Consider the following 17,133-nt stretch of genomic DNA (forward strand, 5'->3'; position numbering starts at 1 on the left):
CTGTCGCGCAGGACGGGGCCGTTGTGCAGCGACGTCATGGCGTGCAGGTCCGCCAAAAAGACGAACACCTCGCCCTGCCCCTGGAGGTCCAGGATGGGCCTGATGGCGCCGAAGTAGTTGCCGATGTGCAGGATGCCCGAAGGCTGGATCCCGGTGAGAATGCGCATGTCAGGAAACGCCGTGATGATCCGCGAACGAAGGATGGATGTACGCCGGGGCGCGTCCGTGCTGGCCCGGCGCGCCCCGGCCCCCGTAAGTTAGCCATTCCGGATCAGATCGGACAAGCCGACGCGGCGGATTTCGGTCCGCCGTTCCGTACCTTCCGCACCACGCACCTCCGTACCCGTCGTGACCGATCCGCTCGCCGGCCTTCGCGCCGGGCCCGACCCGCGCGATCCCCGCGCGCCCGCGCTCCTGCAGCCGTACCGCGAGGGCGAGCCGCTGGACGGGCGCACCGTCGTCCTGGGTTTTCCGTACGACGGCGGCATTCCGTCGCGGCCGGGCGCGCGCTTTGGGCCACGCGCCATCCGCGAGGCGCTGGCATCGTTCGGCAGCCATGACGGGGAGAAGGACGTCACGCCCGTGCTGGACCTGGGCGACGTGGCGCTTCCGCAGATGAACGGCGCCGACGCGCACGCAAAGGTCCAGGAGGCTGCGCGGCAGGTGTTCGCGTCCGGCGCGCTCCCCGTCTTTTTGGGCGGCGACCACGGGATCACGGGCTCCATCGTCCGCGGGCTGGCGGACGCGCGTCCGCACATCGGCTTGGCGCTGATGAACATCGACGCGCACCTGGACGTGCGCGAGTACGAGGACGAGGCGCACCTGTCGAGCGGCACGCCGTTCCGCCGCGCCATGGAGACGCCCATCCTGGACGGCGCGCACGTGACGATGATCGGCATCCGCCGGTTCGCCAACTCGCGCTACTACCTGGATTTCGCGGCCGCGCAGGGCATCCGCCTGTCCACGGTAGAAGAGGTGCAGTCGCACGGCGCGGCGACGGTGGCCAAGGCCGCGCTCTACCGCGCCACGACGGGGGCGGACGCGCTGTACCTGAGCATCGACATGGACGCGGCGGATGCGGCGTTCGCGCCCGGCGTGAGCGCGCCCGGCACCGGCGGCCTCACGGCGCGGGAGATGATCGACATCGTGCGCACCGTCGCCGTGGATCCGCGCCTGGTGGGCGCCGACATCATGGAAACGTCGCCGCCCTACGATCCGGATGGGCGCACGGCGCGCCTGGCCGCGCGGCTGCTGCTGGAGATCCTCGCGGCGCGGCCGTGATTCGAGCCGGAAGCTGGCTCCCAGCCTGAGCGGGAGCGTTAGGCGGAAACGCGAGACGGAGCCAGAGGGCTGAGCCCCAGCCTCAGCGGATGATGCCGATTGCGGATCTGATCCGGTGAGGCCGTCTCTCAGCCGGAGCGAATGAATTCGCCGCTGGAAAGTCGCGAAGTCCGCCTGCGCGGACTGCCCCAGCACAGGCGAACCCATGTGCACCGGGGCGGCTCTTCAATGGCTCGAACGCTGCCTCTGTGTACAGCGATGGCGTGCGGCAGGAGCTGTCGGCGAAGGCCGACATCGCGCAGTCAGAGCCGCGAATTCATTCGCCGAGGCTGGGGCGCCGCGAATACCGGCTCAGATCCGCAACTGGCATGACCCGCCGCTGGAATGCGATAAGCCCTGTCTCGCGCCGACGCGCTCTGCGAACAGGCTTCAGAAGATGACCGGCAGCAGGGACCCGGCATCCGTTGTCATCATCCACACAGTTGCGAGCGATGGACATTCGCCTGATCGCGGTTCCGTACGACAGCGGCATCCGCGGATGGCGGATGGGCGCGGGGCCGGATCGCCTGCTGGACGCTGGCCTCGAGGAGCAATTGCGCGCCGCCGGCCACACGGTGTCGGCCGAGCGCGTGGAGCTGGCGGCGGAGGCGGTGCCGGAGATCCGCGCGACGTTCGACCTAGCCGCGCGGCTGAGCGAGCGCGTGTCCGCCGCCCGCGCGGCCGGCGCCCTGCCGATCGTGCTCGCGGGGAACTGCGCGTCCGCGCTGGGGACGCTTGCCGGATTGGCGGATGACGAGCCGGGCATCGTCTGGCTGGACGCGCACGGCGACTTCAACACGCCGGAGACCACGCGCAGCGGGATGCTGGACGGGATGGCGCTCGCCATCGCCACCGGCCGCTGCTGGACGGAGATGGCCGGCACCATCCCCGGCTTCGTGCGGTGCCGGACGATCGCGTGTGCATGGTGGGCACGCGCGACACCGATCCGCGCGAAGACGCGCTGCTGACGGCCTCCGGCATCCCCGTCATCCGGACGACGCCGTCGCGCACCGACTGTCCTCCGTGCTGGACACCCTGCGGTCGCGCACGGGGACGGTCTACCTGCACGTGGATCTCGACGTGCTGGACCCGGGCGAGGGTACGGCGAACGCCTTCGCGGCCCCCGGGGGCCTGCGCGTGGACGACGTGGTGACCTTGATCCGCATCCTGCGATCCGTCCTCCGCATCGGCGCCATCGCCCTCACCGCCTACGACCCCACGTACGACGCGGAGAGCCGCATCCCCGCCGCCGCCTTGCGCATCGCCGCCGCGACCGCGGAGGACGCGTAGTTACTTTCGCACTCTCGCACTTTCGCACTCCCGCACTAAAAAAATCCGCCCCGGCACCGAGCTTCGGTGCCGGGGCGGAACTCCGCCGTCTCGAGAAAGCCAGCGAACTACTGGCGGTTCTCGTTCAGGATCTGCTGGCGGTACTCCTCGCTCGCGAAGATGGCGACCTCCACGCGGCGGTTCTGCGCCCGGCCGGCGTCGGTGCTGTTGTCGGCCACGGGCTCCGACTCACCGCGGCCCTCCACGCGGATGCGGCTGCCGTTGATGCCCTGCTGCACCAGGAACTGGCGCGCCGACTCCGCCCGGCGGTAGCTCAGGCGCATGTTGTAGTCGTCCGAGCCCTGGCTGTCGGTGTGGCCCACGATCAGGACCTCCGTCTCCGGGTAGCTGCGCAGGCTGTTGGCCAGCTGGCGCAGGTTCTCACGGCCCGCGGGAAGCACCTGGTCGCTGTCGAAGGGGTACAGCACGCCGCTCTCGAACGTCACCGCGATGCCCTCGCCCACGCGCTCCACCTCTGCCGCGGGCAGGTTGTTCTCCAGTTCCTGCGCCTGCCGGTCCATCCGCCGGCCGATCACGGCGCCCGCCGCGCCGCCCACCACCGCGCCGATAATGGCTCCGCGGGCCGTGCCGCCCGTCTGCCGTCCGATCACCGCGCCAATGGCGCCGCCCACGCCGGCACCCGCAGCCGCGCCGCGCTCGGTGTTGTTCATCGACGCGCACCCGGTCATCCCGGTGCTGACGGTGAGCGCCGCGAGCGCCACCGTGAACTTGCGAGATACAGCGTTCATCACACGTGTCTCCGTCTAAGGAAGCTTAGCCTGCCACATCTGCCGATTGGCGACTTCAGGGCCCCGTCCCTTGCAAGGCCGGTGCCCCCGGACGCCGCCGTGGGTCCCGCAGGCCCCCAAAGTGGGGATTCCGCGCGAAAACGCAAGCAGTTTGGCGGGCTCCTGCCCCCCCTGCTACCGCCGCGACCGGTTCGGACGCCCGTGGCCGACCGTCCTCAAACCTTGACACAGCAGGGACTTGCCCGGGGGACACCTCAGCCCGGAGCGTCCCGCGCCGTGCCGACGCGCCTGCACCACCGTCCCACCGTGGCCGATATGGCCCGGTGCTTGCCCCTCCCGGAGTTTGTTCACAGACGTGCCGATCTACCCCGCGCCATCAACGAGCATTGCCGACCGCAGCGCCGCAAACCGACGCGAACGCGAACCTGCTTCCGTTCCTCAAGGAGCACTTTGCCCTGGACGAGTTCCGGCCGGGGCAGGAGGAAACCATCCGCGCCGTGATGGGCGGCCAGGACGCGCTCGTGGTGCTGCCCACGGGCGCGGGCAAGTCGCTCATCTACCAGCTTCCCGGCCTGCTGCTGCCCGGCCTCACCGTCGTCGTGTCTCCCCTCATCGCGCTGATGAAGGACCAGACGGACAAGCTGGACGAGCTGGGCCTGGACGCGTGGACCATCAACTCCGCGCAGTCCGCCGGCGAAAAGCGCGCGGCCGAGCAGGCCGTGGAAAGCGGCGACGGCAAGATCCTGTATCTGACGCCCGAGCGCTTTCGCGACCGCGACTTCTTCGAGGTGCTGCTGGACCGCGAGGTGTCGCTCTTCGTGGTGGACGAGGCGCACTGCGTGAGCCAGTGGGGCCACGACTTCCGGCCGGACTACATGATGCTGGGCGGCATCGCCGAGCGGCTGGGGCGCCCGCCCGTGCTGGCGCTGACGGCCACGGCGTCGCCGCAGGTGCGCGAGGACATCACGCACCAGCTGCGGATGCGCGACCCGTTCACCTGGGTGGGCGAGCTCATCCGCCCCAACCTGTTCCTGGAGGTGCAGCCCACCGTCAACGAGTCGCAAAAGGACGCGGCCTTGGAGCAGGTGCTGCGCAAGGCGGAGGGGACGGGGATCGTCTACGTGGCCACGGTCAAGGAGGCCGAGCGCCTGTACGAGGAGTTCGGCAAGCGGCACAAGCTGGCCCTGTACCACGGCAAGCTGGGCGCAAAGGAGCGGCACGAGGCGCAGGACCGCTTCATGGCCGGCGAGGTCAAGGCCGTCGTCGCCACGAACGCGTTCGGCCTGGGGATCGACAAGCCGGACATCCGCTTCATCGTGCACTACCACTTCCCGGGCTCCATGGAGTCGTACTACCAGGAGGCCGGGCGCGCGGGGCGTGACGCGGAGCCGTCGCGGTGCGTGATCCTGTACCGCGAGGAGGACCGCGGCGTCCAGGGCTACTTCCTGGGCGGCAAGTACCCGGACCTGGACGAGGCCATCGCCACGGCGCGCATCGTCAACCGCATGGCGCTGGAGGAAAAGCGGCCCCTGGACGAGATCGCCGACATGGCCGAGGTGCCGCGCCGCAAGGCGCGCATCGTCCTTACGCTGCTCAAGCGGCACGGGATGGTGCGCGAGCACCGCGGCGGCCTGTGGGAGCGCCTCAAGCCCGACGTGGCCGCGGCGGACCTGAGCCGCGAGCTGCAGGACTACGAGACGCGCCGCGCGCAGGACCGCGTGAAGCTGGAGGAGATGGTGCGCTACTGCCGCACGGCCAAGTGCCGCACGCGGCTCATCCTGGCCTACTTTGGCGAGGCGCACGACGAGGCGTGGACGTGCGGCCACTGCGACAACTGCGTGGCCCCCAAGGTGGAGGGGATGACGGCCGCCGCCGAGACGCCCGCCATCGCCGCCGAGTCGTTCGCGCCGGACGCCGTCCCGGCCGACGCCATCGTCACGGGCGACGAGGTGTCGCACGGCACGTTCGGCGAGGGCCTGGTGCTCGCCGTCGTGGGCGACAAGGCCGAGGTGGACTTCGAGGGCCACGGCACCCGGATGATCCGGCTGGATTTCCTGAGCCGGATCGAGTAAGGCCAGTACCAAGTACCAAGTACCAAGTAGGGACCTCGGCACGGGCGAGGGCCCCCACCCGCTCGTCGACTCGCGACCTCCCCCGCTACGCGGGGGAGGTTGTTTTCTACTTGGAAGGTCGGTGTCGCTCCACGGCACTCGCCCGCGACGGACCAGTCCGCGCAGGCGGACTTCGCGCCTTTCCAGCGGCGAATTCATTCGCTCCGGCTGGAGCCCGGCTCATTTCCGAAGCTCTTCCCCCTTCCCGCCTACCGCCCCTCCACCACCTCCCGCCCGATGCGCTCCACGGCCTCCACCAGCGCGTCGAAATCCGCCCGGCGACTGCGGTGGTTCACGATGGCGCAGCGGATGGCGAACCGGCCGCCGAGCGTCGTCCCGGACGGGACGGCGATGCCGCCTTCCTGCAGGCGCAGCAGGATCTCCTCGTTCACGGCGTTGCGCGCCGCCTCGGGCAGGTCCGCCGGCGCGTAGCGAAAGCAGACCACGTTCAGCGGCACGGGCGCCACCAGCTCCAGCGACGGGCTGGCCTCCACGCGCGCGGCCAGGTACCGCGCCTGCGCCACGTTCTGCTCCACCAGCCGCACGAGGGCATCCACCCCGTGCGCCTTGAACGACATCCACACCTTGAGTGCCTTGAAGCCGCGCGTCAGGTCCACGCCGCGGTCGGCGAAGGGCAGCCCGCCCGCCGTGACGCCGCGCTCCGATACGGCCAGGTACGGCGCCGCGGACGCGAAGGCGGCGCGGTGCAGCGCGGGATCACGCACGAGCACGCAGGCGCACTCGAACGGCAGGTATCCCCACTTGTGCAGGTCGAAGCCGAGCGAGTCCGCGCGCTCCATCCCGGCCACCATCGGCCGGAGCGCGTCGGACGTATACGCCCACGCGCCGAACGCGCCGTCCACGTGAAACCACAGCCCTTCCGCCGCGCAAAAGTCCGCCAGCGCGGCGAGGTCGTCCGTCGCGCCCGTGTTCACCGTCCCCGCCGTGCCGATGACGCACAGGGGACGATGCCCCGCCGCGCGGTCCTCGCGCACGGCGGCCGCGAGCGCGTCCAGGTCGATGCGATACGCCTCGTCCACCGCGACCGGTCGATAGGAACGATGGCCCATCCCCATCAGCTCCACGGCCTTGCGGATCCACCCGTGCGTCTCGGACGCGCCGTAGACGGTGAGCCGCGGGCCGCCCTCCATCCCCAGCTTGCGCACGTCCCAGCCGGCGCGCGCGTGACGCGCCACGTTCAGCCCCAGCAGGTTGGCCATCGTCCCGCCGGTGACCAGCACCCCGCCGGCGTCCGCGGGAAATCCCATCAGCTGCGCCAGCCAGCGGATCACCTGGTGCTCCACCCGGGCCGGCGCCTGGTTGAAGCCGGCCAGGTGCGGGTTCATGGCCGCGGCCAGCATGTCCGCCATCATCCCCAGCGGCGTGCCGTTGCCCTGCACCCAGCCCCAGAAGCGGGGATGCAGGTTGCCGTTGGGATAGGGCTGGACGCGCGCGCGGAACTGCTCGTACGCCGCCGCCTCCCCTTCCCCGACGCGCGGCAGCGGCTCGTCGAAACCGTCGCGGACCGTGGGGGGCATGGGCTGCCAGGGCGCGCGCTCCCGCAGCGTGGCCAGGTACTCCACCGTGTCGTCCACCATGCGGTGGGCCAGCGCGCGAAACGCGTCCCAGTCCGCCGGGTCCAGCGTTGCCTCCGGCGGATGCGCCGGATCGGTCTCCTTCGGATCCCGCACTACGCCTCCCGGCCGGCGCGGGCGAAGAGGGAGTTCGCCTCGGGAAAGGCCATCCCGCCCTGCATCGCCTCGTACGTGCCCTGCTCCAGCAATTCGGCCGCGGCGCGACGGACCTGCGCCATCACGGCCAGCGTGAGCGCCGGCCCCACGCTCACGCGCGCCACACCCAGCGCCTGCAACTCCGCGGTGGACGGGCCGCCGCCGCGGCCGGCCATCACGTTCAGCGGCACGCCCACGGCGCCAACGAGCGCGCGGATGGTCTCCGCGTCCACCACACCGGGGACGAACACGCCGTCCGCGCCCACGCCCGCGTACGCCTTCGCCCGGCGCACCGTCTCGTCCAGGCGGCCCTCCGGCGCGCCCACCTGCGCCAGGTACGTGTCGATGCGCGCGTTGACGTAGATCTCCACGCCCTCGGCGGAGGCGGCCTCGCGCGCGGCGGCGATGCGCGCCGCCTGCTCACCCGCGTCCACCAGCGCGGGGCCGCCGGTGCCGTCCTCCAGGTTGATGCCCACGGCCCCCGCGCCGATCACGCGGCGCACCGTCTCGGCCACGTCGGCGGGGGTACCGTCGCCGTAGCCGCGCTCCACGTCCGCCGTCACGGGCACGCGCACGCGGGCAATGCGCTCCACGGCGTTGATCATCTGGTCGCGCGTGAGGCCCTCGCCGTCCGTGCGGCCCAGCGACCACGCCACGCCCGCGCTGGTGGTGGCGATGGCGCGCGCGCCCGCGTCCTCGATGAGGCGCGCGCTCATGGCGTCCCACGCGTTGGGCAGGACGAGGATGCGGCCGGCATCCGGCTGGTGCATGCGGCGGAACGCGTCCGCGCGCTGGGGCAGGTCGATCGCGAACATCAGGTCGTCGGATGGAAGAGGACGCGGACGCGGCCTCCCGTGCCGCGTCCGCCCGCAAGATACCCCGCGCGGGATCAGGCGGCGACGGCGGCGGCCGCGCGCGACTCCAGCTCCAGCAGCAGGCGCTTGGCCTCCAGCCCGCCCGCGTACCCCGTGAGGCTGCCGTTCGCGCCGATTACGCGGTGGCAGGGGATGATGATCGGAATCGGGTTCGTGGCGTTGGCCCGGCCCACGGCGCGGGCCGCGTGCGGCCGGCCGATGCGCCCGCCCAGGCCCCGGTAGTCCGTCACGGCACCGTACCCCACGCGCTGCAGCTCGTCCCACACCTGCCGCTGGAACGCGCTGCCGGCGGGCGCCAGCGGCAGGTCGAAGTCCGTGCGCTCGCCCGCGAAGTACTCGCGCAGCTGCGTGACGGCGGCGGCGCAGCGGTCGGCATCCGCCTGCGCGCCGGCCGGCGGCGACTGGCCCTCGAACAGGACGTGCGTGAGGGCGCCGTCGCCGTTCACCACGACGGTAAGCGTGCCGATGGGGCTCGTCAGCGTGTCGGTGTATGCGTTCATTGCGGGTCTCCCAGGCTCGTCCAGAGGTGGTAGGTGGCCAGGCTGCGGAACGGGGCGAACGGCTCCATCAGCACCCGCGTCTCCGCCGGGCCCGGCCGGTGATCCAGATCGAAGAAGCGCTGCAGCGCGGCGGTAAGCCCCGCGTCGCCCACCGGCACGCAGTCCGCGAAGCCGTAGCCGCGCATCATCAGGTACGCCACGGACCAGGGACCCAGCCCGCGCACGTCCAGCAGGCGGCGCTCCAGCGCGGGCGCCATCTCCCGCTCGCCGCCGTCGATGCGCAGCGTGCCCTCGGCGATAGCCCGCGCCGTGTCGATCACGTACTCGGCCTTGCGGCGCGAAAAGCGACGGCTGGTCAGGTCCGCGTACTCCAGCCGCGCGACGGCCTCCGGCGTGGGGTGCGCCCGCAGCCCGTCCCCCGCGGGCTCCCCGGCCAACTCGGCGATCACGCCACGCAGCGCGAAGGCAAAGGGCAGGTTCACCTGCTGGCCCACGATGGTCCACACCAGGCACTCCCACGCGTCCGCCGTCTGCGGCAGGCGCAGCCCGGGACGGCGCTCCACCAGCCGCGCCAGCTCCGGACGGCGGCCCAGGTGCCGCTCGAACGCGCCCGGCTCGCTCGCCAGCCCCAGCATCCGCACGGCGGCCGCGTGCGCCTCGCGCATCTCCCCCGCGCCGACGGTCCGCTCCGCCTCGACGGTGCAGTGCGCCGCGCCGTTTGCGAAGGCCAGCCGCAGCCTCGCGGGCGCGCCGCCGAGCAGGATGCCCTTCGCCAGCTCGCTCCCGCGGACGCGCTCCACCGGGCTGTTGGGGTCGCGGCCCAGGTAGTCCAGCACGGCCTCGGCGCGAAAGCCGTCCGGCAGGGCCAGCGTGAACGCCGGCGCGGTGCCCAGCGCGCGGTACTCGCCGGGCGTGAGCCCCGTGTGCCGGCGAAAGTTCAGGTGGAAGGCGGACAGGCTCTCGTAGCCCGCCGCGTACGCCGCGTCCGTCACCGTGCGCCCGTCCGCCAGGGCCGCGCACGCCGCTGCCACCCGCTCGCGCGCCAGGAACCCGGCGGGCGTGGTGTGAAAGTGCTGGCGGAACAGCGCGTTCAGCTTGGTCGTGCCGATGCCGGACCGGGCGACCATGGCCGCGGCGTCCGTAAAGGCGGACGGATCGCGGCGGATGTCGGCCGCGAGCGTCTCCAGCAGGTGCACGTCCGGGTCGTACTGCTGGTAGAAGTCGTCCGGCCGGCACCTTCGGCAGGGGCGCAGGCCGGCGGAGCGCGCGTCGTCGCGCGTGGCGAAGAAGCGCACGTTCTCGGGCAGCGGCTTGCGCGCCGTGCAGCTCGGCAGGCAGTAGATGCCCGTCGTCAAGACGCCCGTGATGAATCGGCCGTTGCTGGCGCGGTCGCGGGCGTAGAACCGCTGCAGCATGTGGTCGCGCGTAAGGATCATGGTCCCAACGCTAACTGTCTCGCCGCCGTCCGTCGTCCTGATCTCTTCGCTGGAATTTCGCACTCGATTACGCTTCTGCTTCCATGATCGACACCAAAGATGCGTCATCCCTGGCTGGGTGGCCGACCTGCTCAATGGCGCCCAAGCAGCGTCATCCTGAGGGAGCGCCGCGCATAACATGAACTCACACGGGTCTTTGGCGCGACCGAAGGATCTTGTGTGCGAGACTCGGAGCCGGCTCTCGCGCGCGGAGCTCAGCACACGCGCCTCGCCCTTCCGAGGAGCCCGACCTGATCCGAGAGATCATCCCATTCCGGATTCCCTGCCGCAATCAGTTCGACCTTCCGCTCACGCTTCCACCCTTTCAACTGCTTCTCTCGTCGGATGGCAGCGTTCGGATCGGACGTGCACTCATAATGGACGAGCCGATCGATGTTGTAGCGCGCGGTGAATCCCGGGATCGCGCCTGTCTTGTGCTCGTACAAACGGCGTCGCAGGTCGTTCGTCATCCCGACGTAGAGCACCCGCTTCGCGCTGGCGAGAATGTAAACGCAATGCATTCCCCTGCTCACTCTCGCTGGTGGCAGCGGCTTCCGGGTTCGCCTCACGCGCGTTCATCCGAAGCGCGGCGGGAGAGACCGCGCGCGGAGGCTGGCTCCGAGTCTCGCAGACAAGATCCTTCGTCGCCGCCATGGATCACGCCCGGGCAGACTTTGCGCGGCGGCTCCTCAGGATGACGCTTCTTGCGAGACGGAGTGACCCACGTCTCGACACGCGACAGGAGAGATCATGCGAGGGAGCCTGGCCCCGAGTCTCGCGGACAAGATCCTTCGTCGCCGCCGTGGATCACGCCCGAGCGGAGTTCGCGCGGCGGCTCCTCAGGATGATGCTAGTGCGCATGGCGCCGAAAGGCGTCAGGCCGGTCCTGCTTCATACCATCAGTCCCGCCTGGCCGGAGCGGCGGGATCCTGGTTGAAGTAGCGCGCAAGCTCCTCGTACAGGTCCGGGTGGCGCGCCTGCAGCAGCGCGGGACGTTCGAAGAACGCCTCCGTGGCCACCGCGAAGAACTCCGCCTCGTTCGTGGCACCGTACGTGTCCAGCACCGCCTTGCCGCCCCGGCCGGCCACCTTGCGCAGCGCCAGGTAGTGCTCGCTGAGCACGCGCCCCCATGGCGCGTAGCAGGCCCACGCCTCCAGCTCCGGCGTGCCGTCCGCCGCGCCGTCCTCCTGGTCCAGCTGGTGGGCGAACTCGTGCAGGATCACGTTCTTGCCGTCGCGCGGGTCCACCGCGCCGCGACGCGCGCTGTTCCACGCCAGCACCACCGCCCCGTGCTGCCACGACTCGCCCAGGTGCACGGCGTCGCCCGCGACGACGGCCCCGTCGCGCTGCTGGCCCGGCACCCGGTACGCATCCGGGTAGACGACGATGGACCGGAGCCGCGGATAGTACTCGTCGTCATCCAGGCGCAGCAGGAGAATGCACGCCTGCGCGGCGATGGTGACGCGCACCTCGTCCCGCATCTCCAGCCCGCCTGCACCCTCGAAGTTCTTCTCCGCCACGAACACCAGCACCTTGCGCCGCAGCTCCGCCTGGTCGTCCGGCGAAAGGCGGGCGTACATGGGCACGTTGCGCTCGATGATGGCCAGCCACGCCGGCGGGAACGGCTGCTGGCGGATGCGCGCGCGGCGGCGCCTCTTCAGAAATCCGAACACGATGGATCGTCCGTCGCGGGGGATGGATGCGGCCGGTGCTGATGCTATCGCCCGCGTCCCCGCCGCGCCAATCCGCCCGTCACCGCGCGCGGCAGGCGATGAGCCCCGCCGTGCGCGCATAGCTCCGCGGCGGGGACGCCGTGCCGTGGTAGAGGGCGCACTCCTCCCCGTCCGCCACGGCCACGGCGGCGTATCCGCCCCCGCCCTCCGCGGTGATGCGCACGTCCACGTCCGCCGGGCGGCGCAACCCTAGCGCCCGTAGCGACGCCGTGTAGCGGCCGTGCGCCGCGCGGTACTCCGTCTGCGCCCGCGCCACCTCGCGCAGCACGGTGCGCGCGTCCGCCAGCGGCGCGCCGGCCTGGAACGCATCCAGCGCCGCGGGCACCGCCGCCGCGAACGCCAGGAACAGCAGAAACACCGCGAGCAGCCGCATCGCGCACCTCCCGTCCGGGGGATCGTCGTCGCATCGCCGGGACAATGTGTACACCCGAGGACCGGATCGCACAAGCCCCCTCCGGAAGCGAGTTTACGCCCGCCCGGACGGCACATGGGGAAGCCGACATGTGGACGGATGAGAGCGATCCGAACGGGACCGCCGCGTCCCGGACCGGCATCCGCGCGGTGCCCGAAAACGAGAGGGCGGGCGCATGCTCATTCGCACGCGCCCGCCGGTGATTCCGCTCATCCACCGCACCCTCCGCATCCGCCGCCGCAGCCACCCCCGCCGTCTCCTCCCCCACCGTCGCCGCAGTCTCCGCCACCGCCGTCCGCGCAGTGTCCCCCGCCGCCGCCCCAGCCGGGGTCCGAGTCGCCGCCGTCCCAACCGCTGCCCCCATAACCCGTTCCGCCCGCCGCGCTCCCGCGTCTCCCGAAGGCGGACGAGCCACGCCTGCGCGCGGCCGGGGCGCCGCGCGACGTGCCGCGGCGGGCGCTGGAGAGGACGGCGCCTCCGAAGACGGCGGCGAGGACGGCCACGGTCAGAAACGTCTGCGGCTGTACCTCACCCGCCGTGCAGGCGGCGACGGTCAGGAGCGCTCCGATGGCGACCGCCGCAGCCAACCGGCGGGGCAGGCGCGGCTTGCGGAGGACCCAGTGCGTGGCATCGGACACCTGCCGGATGCGTCCGGCCGGCGCGAACCGCTCCGCCGGGGAAGGCCAGACGTCCGTCGGCGGCGCGTGGCCAAAGGCGCGCCGGTAGCTGTCCAGCGTGCGGGCGTACCAGTCCACGAACTTGTCGCTCTCCGCGCGGCCGCCCCGGGTGGGATCGTGGTGCAGCGGGCGGCCCAGCACGCGGCCGCACATCTCCTCCCAGTACGACCGCGTGCAGGTGAGGTGCAGGTGCCACGCCTGGTCCACCTCCACGGAGGGCGTCACGGGGTGCCCGGCCGTCATGGCCAGGTACACGAAGCGGCGGTACTCCTCCATCACCCGCTGCGCAAAGGCGCGGGTCCAGCCGTTCTCGCGTGCCAGCCGCGCGCTGAAGGGGAAAACGACACCGGGCTCGTCCGGCGAAAATGCCTGGATGCGAGCCCGGAGCGGGGGGTCGTGCGGGTAGCCGGCCGTCGGCAGTGTACTCACGCGTTTCTCCTCGTGCGTGGTTTCTTCTCTCGTCTTTTTACGCGCGGAACTACGCTGCCGGCAGCAGCCGGGATTCGCAACGAACGTAACGTTTCGGTCACACCCGGGATCGTGAGGTCGGCCCCAAACGCAGAGCACCCCGGCTCCGCGCGGAACCGGGGTACTCTGCTGCCTCTGCTCCCTCTGCGTGAGAAGCAGTTCGGTTTACGTCCGGGCGATCAGCTGCCCAGCGTGCGGTTCAGCAGGTCGGCCAGGCGGTAGCCGGCCAGGGCCAGGCGCGGCTCGGCGGCGTTCCAGGCTGACGCGCGGTAGCTGGCGGGCGCGCGCTGGTCGCGGACGATGCCCGTGTACGCCACGCGCTGCGCCACGCGGAACCCCTCGCGCGACCACTCCTCGAACTCCCCGGGCTCGATCTGGCCGCGCATGCGCGACTGCGGGTACTGGGCCGCGATGCGCCGGGCGATGCTCCCCACGTAGTCCGCCTCGGAGCGGTCCGCGGGCGACCAGGGCATGGAGAAGCCCACCAGGCCGTCCCACAGGGAGTGCAGGTTGGTCATCGGATACAGCCCCGCGAGGCGAAAGCTGTTGCCGCCGCGGTCGCCCTCGGGGTCCTGCGGGGTGATGCGCGCGTTGTTGTGCAGCGGCTGGTGCGCGTCGCCTGCCAGGTGCAGCGCCCACATCAGGTCGATGGTCTTGGCGGAATCCGGCACGCTGGGGTTGCCCAGCGTGGTGCCGATCCGCTCCATCTGGTCGATGAGAAAGCCCGCGCGGGGCAGGTCGGGCCGGTCGCGGCGCGTGCCGTCCGGCATCTGCTCCCAGAAGAAGTTGACGTAGTGCCAGTCGGCGTGGGCGTAGCGGGCGCCGGCGTGGTCACGGTCGCGGATCATGTCCGCCCACACGGCGGCCCACACGAACCACTCGCGCTGCCGCTCCTCCATCGTGCCCGTCTGCGGCATGAGCTCGGCGATGCCGGAGGCGGGCGGCGCGGCCTGCAGCAGCCGGACGGCGTTCTGGCGCGCGGCGGGGGTCATGTGGTCCCAGGCAATGCGGGCCACCACGCGGTGTCCCAGCTCGTCCCAGGCGTGGGCCGGCGTGCTCCACAGGAGCGTCGCGGCGGCGGTCAGCGGCAGCAGTGCGCGCAGCTTCATCGGTCCGTGCGTCGGTGTTCAGGGTGAGTCCAGGCGACCAAGATCGGACGCCCGGCCCCTCGCGTCAAACGGCGGACCACCGGGACGCGGATGGGGCGGACAGGCATCCGGCTGATCCGCCGAACTCGGCAGATCGACCGGAATTTCCGGCTAAGCTGATACGGGAACAGGACTTGCCCTGTACCATCGTAGCGCAGTTCTACCCCCGAGCGGGAGACGAGCGACGATGGAGTACGAACGGACGAGGCGAAACGGCTGGCTGATTCCCCTGGTGGCGATGGCGACGGCCACGGGGATGTACGCGTCGGCGTGCTCGGACCCCACCAGCCCCGCCGGCGGCGCGCGGGTGGAGGCCGAGGCGGCGACGGCGGAGGCGCCGGTCGTCTTCGAGCAGGAGCGCATCCGCACGGCCGAAGCGGTTATTCGCCGGCAGATCGAGCTGGGATCGTTTCCCGGCGCGGCACTGGCCGTGGGCGTGCGGGGGCAGCGGGTGCACCTGTCCGGCATGGGCCGCGTGGGGTGGACGGACGAGGCGGACTTCGTGGACCCCGAGCACACGCTGTACGACCTGGCCTCGCTCACCAAGGCCGTCGCCACCACCACGGCGGTGATGCTGCTGGTGGAGGACGGCAAGATGCGCCTGGGCGACCGCGTGTCGCGCTACGTGCCGGAGTTCTCCGGCGGCGACAAGGGCACGGTGACGATCCGCCAGCTGCTCACGCACACGGCCGGCCTGCGCGCGGGCGCCGCAAACATCAACATGGACGCGCCGCCGGCCGACGTGCGTCGCTACCTCATCACGCGGCCGCTGGCCCTGGAGCCGGGCGACGAGGTGCTGTACTCCGACATCGGCTTCGTGCTGCTGTGGACGGCGGCGGAGCGCGCGGCGGGCGAGCCGCTGGAGCGCCTGCTGCAGCGCCGGGTGTGGAACCCGCTGGGGATGCAGGACACGCGGTTCTCGCCCGCGCGGGGGTGCACCCGCTGCGCGCCCACGCTGCGCCTGAGCACGGGCGAGCCGTACGCGGGCGGCTCGTACGACGAGATCGGCCGCGCGCTCAACGGCCGCGCGGGCAACGCGGGGCTGTTCAGCACGGCGGCGGACCTGGGGCGGTTCGCGGCCATGATGGCCAACGGGGGACGGCTGGGGAACGTGCGCGTGCTGCGGGAGGAGACCATCCGCACGTTCCTGGCGCCGCAGCCGGGCGCGGGGAGCTTTGCCCTGGGGTGGGTGACCTACTGCCGCGAGGGCAAGGTCAAGGACCCGGTGGCGTGCAAGGACGTGTACGGAATTGGCCACACGGGCTCCACGGGCACGGCGCTGTGGATGGACCCGCGCTCGGGGACGTGGATGGTGCTGCTGACCAACCGCGTCTACACGCCCAAGCAGGAGGTGGACATGACCCGCATCCGCCGCCGCGTCTACGAGCGCCTGACGGGCCAGGTGGACGCGGGCTGAAAACCGATTCTCACACGGCGCTTCGCGAACGGGATCAACGGTTACTGCTTCAGTCGTTTGCAGTTACCGTTGACCCCGTTCGCCGAAGGCGCCGTGTGAGCCTCGTCGTTCCCGTCCCGCCGCGGGAGCCTACGTCTCCAGCGCCTCGGCCACGACGCGGGCCAGGCCCTCGGGGGCGAACGGCTTTTCCAGCAGGCGAAAGCGGTCCTCCAGCACGCCGTGGCGGATGAGCGCGTCGTCCGTGTAGCCGGACATGAACACCACGCGCAGGTCCGGCTGCAGGGGCAGCAGCGCCTCGGCCAGCTCGCGGCCGCTCTCGTGCGGCATCACCACGTCCGTCAGCAGCAGGTCCACGCGGCTGCCGTTGCCCGAGAACAGCGCCCGCGCCTCGGCGGCGTTGCTGGCGGCCAGCACCGTGTAGCCCCGCCGCTCCAGGATGCGGCGCGACAGGCTGCGCACCCCCTCCTCGTCCTCCACCAGCAGCACCACGCCCCCCGCCCGGGCCGACGGGGCGGGCTCCGGCTGCGGCTCGGGCCGGTCCGGCTCCTCGCGCACCAGGGGCAGGTACACGCGGAACGACGAGCCGCGGCCCTCCTCGCTCTCGGCCCACACGTAGCCGCCGCTCTGCTTGACGATGCCGTACACCGTGGACAGGCCCAGCCCCGTGCCCCGGCCCGGCTCCTTGGTGGTGAAGAACGGCTCGAAGACGCGCGCCAGCACCTCCGGCGACATCCCCACGCCCGTGTCGCTCACCGTGAGCCGCACGTAGTGGCCGGGGTCCACGGGATAGGGGTAGCGGGCGGCATCGGTCTCGTCCAGCCGCACCTCGCGCGTCTCGATGCGCAGCACGCCGCCCCGGGGCATGGCGTCGCGGGCGTTCACGGCCAGGTTGAGCACCACCTGCTCCAGCTGCCCGGGGTCCGCCCGCACGGCCGCGGCATCGGCGTTCAGCCGCGTCTCCAGCTGCACGTCCTCGCCGATCACCCGGCCCAGCATGCGCTCCAGTTCGCGGACGGCGGCGTTCAGGTCCAGCACCTTGGGCGTGAGCATCTGCTTGCGGCTGAACGCCAGCAGCTGCCGCGTGAGCGACGCCGCGCGGGTGGCCGCGCGCTTGATCTCCATGAGGTCCTCGCGCACCACGCCCGCCTGCGGCACCTCCAGCAGCAGCATCTCCACGTTGCCCTGGATG

General features: G+C 71.7%; 16 protein-coding genes and 1 pseudogene. 5 read left to right on the plus strand and 12 right to left on the minus strand.

Going from position 1 to position 17,133, the window contains the following annotated elements:
* Nucleotides 1–167 (minus strand): annotated as a pseudogene (locus tag VFZ20_RS32800) (tryptophan--tRNA ligase); the annotation flags it as partial.
* A 181-nt stretch (nt 168–348) separates the two neighbouring features.
* Between VFZ20_RS32800 and hutG the strand changes: the two are divergent.
* From hutG to VFZ20_RS20770, 3 genes are all read left to right on the plus strand, one after another.
* Nucleotides 349–1,281 (plus strand): formimidoylglutamase, encoded by a 933-nt coding sequence (hutG, locus tag VFZ20_RS20760; RefSeq protein WP_329685855.1) that lies wholly within the window; start codon nt 349–351, stop codon nt 1,279–1,281.
* 491 nt (nt 1,282–1,772) lie between these two features.
* Nucleotides 1,773–2,288, plus strand: a complete 516-nt coding sequence (locus tag VFZ20_RS20765; RefSeq protein ID WP_329685856.1) for an arginase family protein — start codon at nt 1,773–1,775, stop codon at nt 2,286–2,288.
* Nucleotides 2,239–2,610: an arginase family protein gene (locus VFZ20_RS20770; protein WP_329685857.1), complete on the plus strand. Its 372-nt coding sequence runs from the start codon at nt 2,239–2,241 to the stop codon at nt 2,608–2,610. The genes VFZ20_RS20765 and VFZ20_RS20770 overlap by 50 nt, the downstream gene beginning before the upstream one ends.
* A gap of 107 nt (nt 2,611–2,717) precedes the next feature.
* On the opposite strand, the gene VFZ20_RS20775 is transcribed toward VFZ20_RS20770, so the two are convergent.
* On the minus strand, nt 2,718–3,398 hold the full coding sequence (locus VFZ20_RS20775; RefSeq protein ID WP_329685858.1) for an OmpA family protein: 681 nt from the start codon (nt 3,396–3,398) through the stop codon (nt 2,718–2,720).
* A gap of 386 nt (nt 3,399–3,784) precedes the next feature.
* Between VFZ20_RS20775 and VFZ20_RS20780 the strand changes: the two genes are divergently transcribed.
* Nucleotides 3,785–5,470: an ATP-dependent DNA helicase RecQ gene (locus tag VFZ20_RS20780; protein ID WP_329685859.1), complete on the plus strand. Its 1,686-nt coding sequence runs from the start codon at nt 3,785–3,787 to the stop codon at nt 5,468–5,470.
* 248 nt (nt 5,471–5,718) lie between these two features.
* Here VFZ20_RS20780 and VFZ20_RS20785 read toward each other — a convergent pair whose 3' ends face one another.
* The 9 genes from VFZ20_RS20785 to VFZ20_RS20825 all read right to left on the minus strand — a co-directional run bounded on the left by VFZ20_RS20785 (nt 5,719) and on the right by VFZ20_RS20825 (nt 14,488).
* The gene (locus VFZ20_RS20785; RefSeq protein WP_329685860.1) at nt 5,719–7,200 is read right to left on the minus strand and encodes a pyridoxal phosphate-dependent decarboxylase family protein; all 1,482 of its coding nucleotides are present in this window, start codon (nt 7,198–7,200) and stop codon (nt 5,719–5,721) included.
* Nucleotides 7,200–8,054 carry an isocitrate lyase/phosphoenolpyruvate mutase family protein gene (locus tag VFZ20_RS20790; RefSeq protein WP_329685861.1) on the minus strand — a complete coding sequence of 285 codons (855 nt, stop codon included), beginning with the start codon at nt 8,052–8,054 and terminating at the stop codon, nt 7,200–7,202. Before VFZ20_RS20790 ends, VFZ20_RS20785 begins: the two co-directional genes overlap by 1 nt.
* A gap of 74 nt (nt 8,055–8,128) precedes the next feature.
* Nucleotides 8,129–8,614, minus strand: a complete 486-nt coding sequence (locus tag VFZ20_RS20795) for a methylated-DNA--[protein]-cysteine S-methyltransferase (RefSeq protein WP_329685862.1) — start codon at nt 8,612–8,614, stop codon at nt 8,129–8,131.
* Nucleotides 8,611–10,050 carry a DNA-3-methyladenine glycosylase 2 gene (locus tag VFZ20_RS20800; protein WP_329685863.1) on the minus strand — a complete coding sequence of 480 codons (1,440 nt, stop codon included), beginning with the start codon at nt 10,048–10,050 and terminating at the stop codon, nt 8,611–8,613. Before VFZ20_RS20800 ends, VFZ20_RS20795 begins: the two co-directional genes overlap by 4 nt.
* Nucleotides 10,051–10,304: 254 nt before the next feature.
* Nucleotides 10,305–10,610 (minus strand): GIY-YIG nuclease family protein, encoded by a 306-nt coding sequence (locus tag VFZ20_RS20805; protein WP_329685870.1) that lies wholly within the window; start codon nt 10,608–10,610, stop codon nt 10,305–10,307.
* Nucleotides 10,611–10,988: 378 nt separating this feature from the next.
* Complete coding sequence (locus VFZ20_RS20810; RefSeq protein WP_329685864.1) at nt 10,989–11,762, minus strand: M90 family metallopeptidase; 774 nt, start codon at nt 11,760–11,762, stop codon at nt 10,989–10,991.
* Between the two features lie 79 nt (nt 11,763–11,841).
* A complete protein-coding gene (locus tag VFZ20_RS20815; RefSeq protein WP_329685865.1) occupies nt 11,842–12,195 on the minus strand; it encodes a hypothetical protein in 354 nt (117 codons plus the stop codon).
* A gap of 248 nt (nt 12,196–12,443) precedes the next feature.
* Nucleotides 12,444–13,340, minus strand: a complete 897-nt coding sequence (locus VFZ20_RS20820; RefSeq protein WP_329685866.1) for a hypothetical protein — start codon at nt 13,338–13,340, stop codon at nt 12,444–12,446.
* Nucleotides 13,341–13,558: 218 nt separating this feature from the next.
* Nucleotides 13,559–14,488 carry a S1/P1 nuclease gene (locus tag VFZ20_RS20825; protein WP_329685867.1) on the minus strand — a complete coding sequence of 310 codons (930 nt, stop codon included), beginning with the start codon at nt 14,486–14,488 and terminating at the stop codon, nt 13,559–13,561.
* Nucleotides 14,489–14,714: 226 nt separating this feature from the next.
* Here VFZ20_RS20825 and VFZ20_RS20830 point away from each other — a divergent pair, with 226 nt between their 5' ends.
* Nucleotides 14,715–15,944, plus strand: a complete 1,230-nt coding sequence (locus tag VFZ20_RS20830) for a serine hydrolase domain-containing protein (protein ID WP_329685868.1) — start codon at nt 14,715–14,717, stop codon at nt 15,942–15,944.
* A 129-nt stretch (nt 15,945–16,073) separates the two neighbouring features.
* Here VFZ20_RS20830 and VFZ20_RS20835 read toward each other — a convergent pair.
* Nucleotides 16,074–17,133: ATP-binding protein (locus VFZ20_RS20835; protein ID WP_329685869.1), on the minus strand; the 1,060-nt coding region annotated here is incomplete at its 5' end.

Source organism: Longimicrobium sp. (genome assembly GCF_036280135.1).
GTDB lineage: Bacteria > Gemmatimonadota > Gemmatimonadetes > Longimicrobiales > Longimicrobiaceae > Longimicrobium.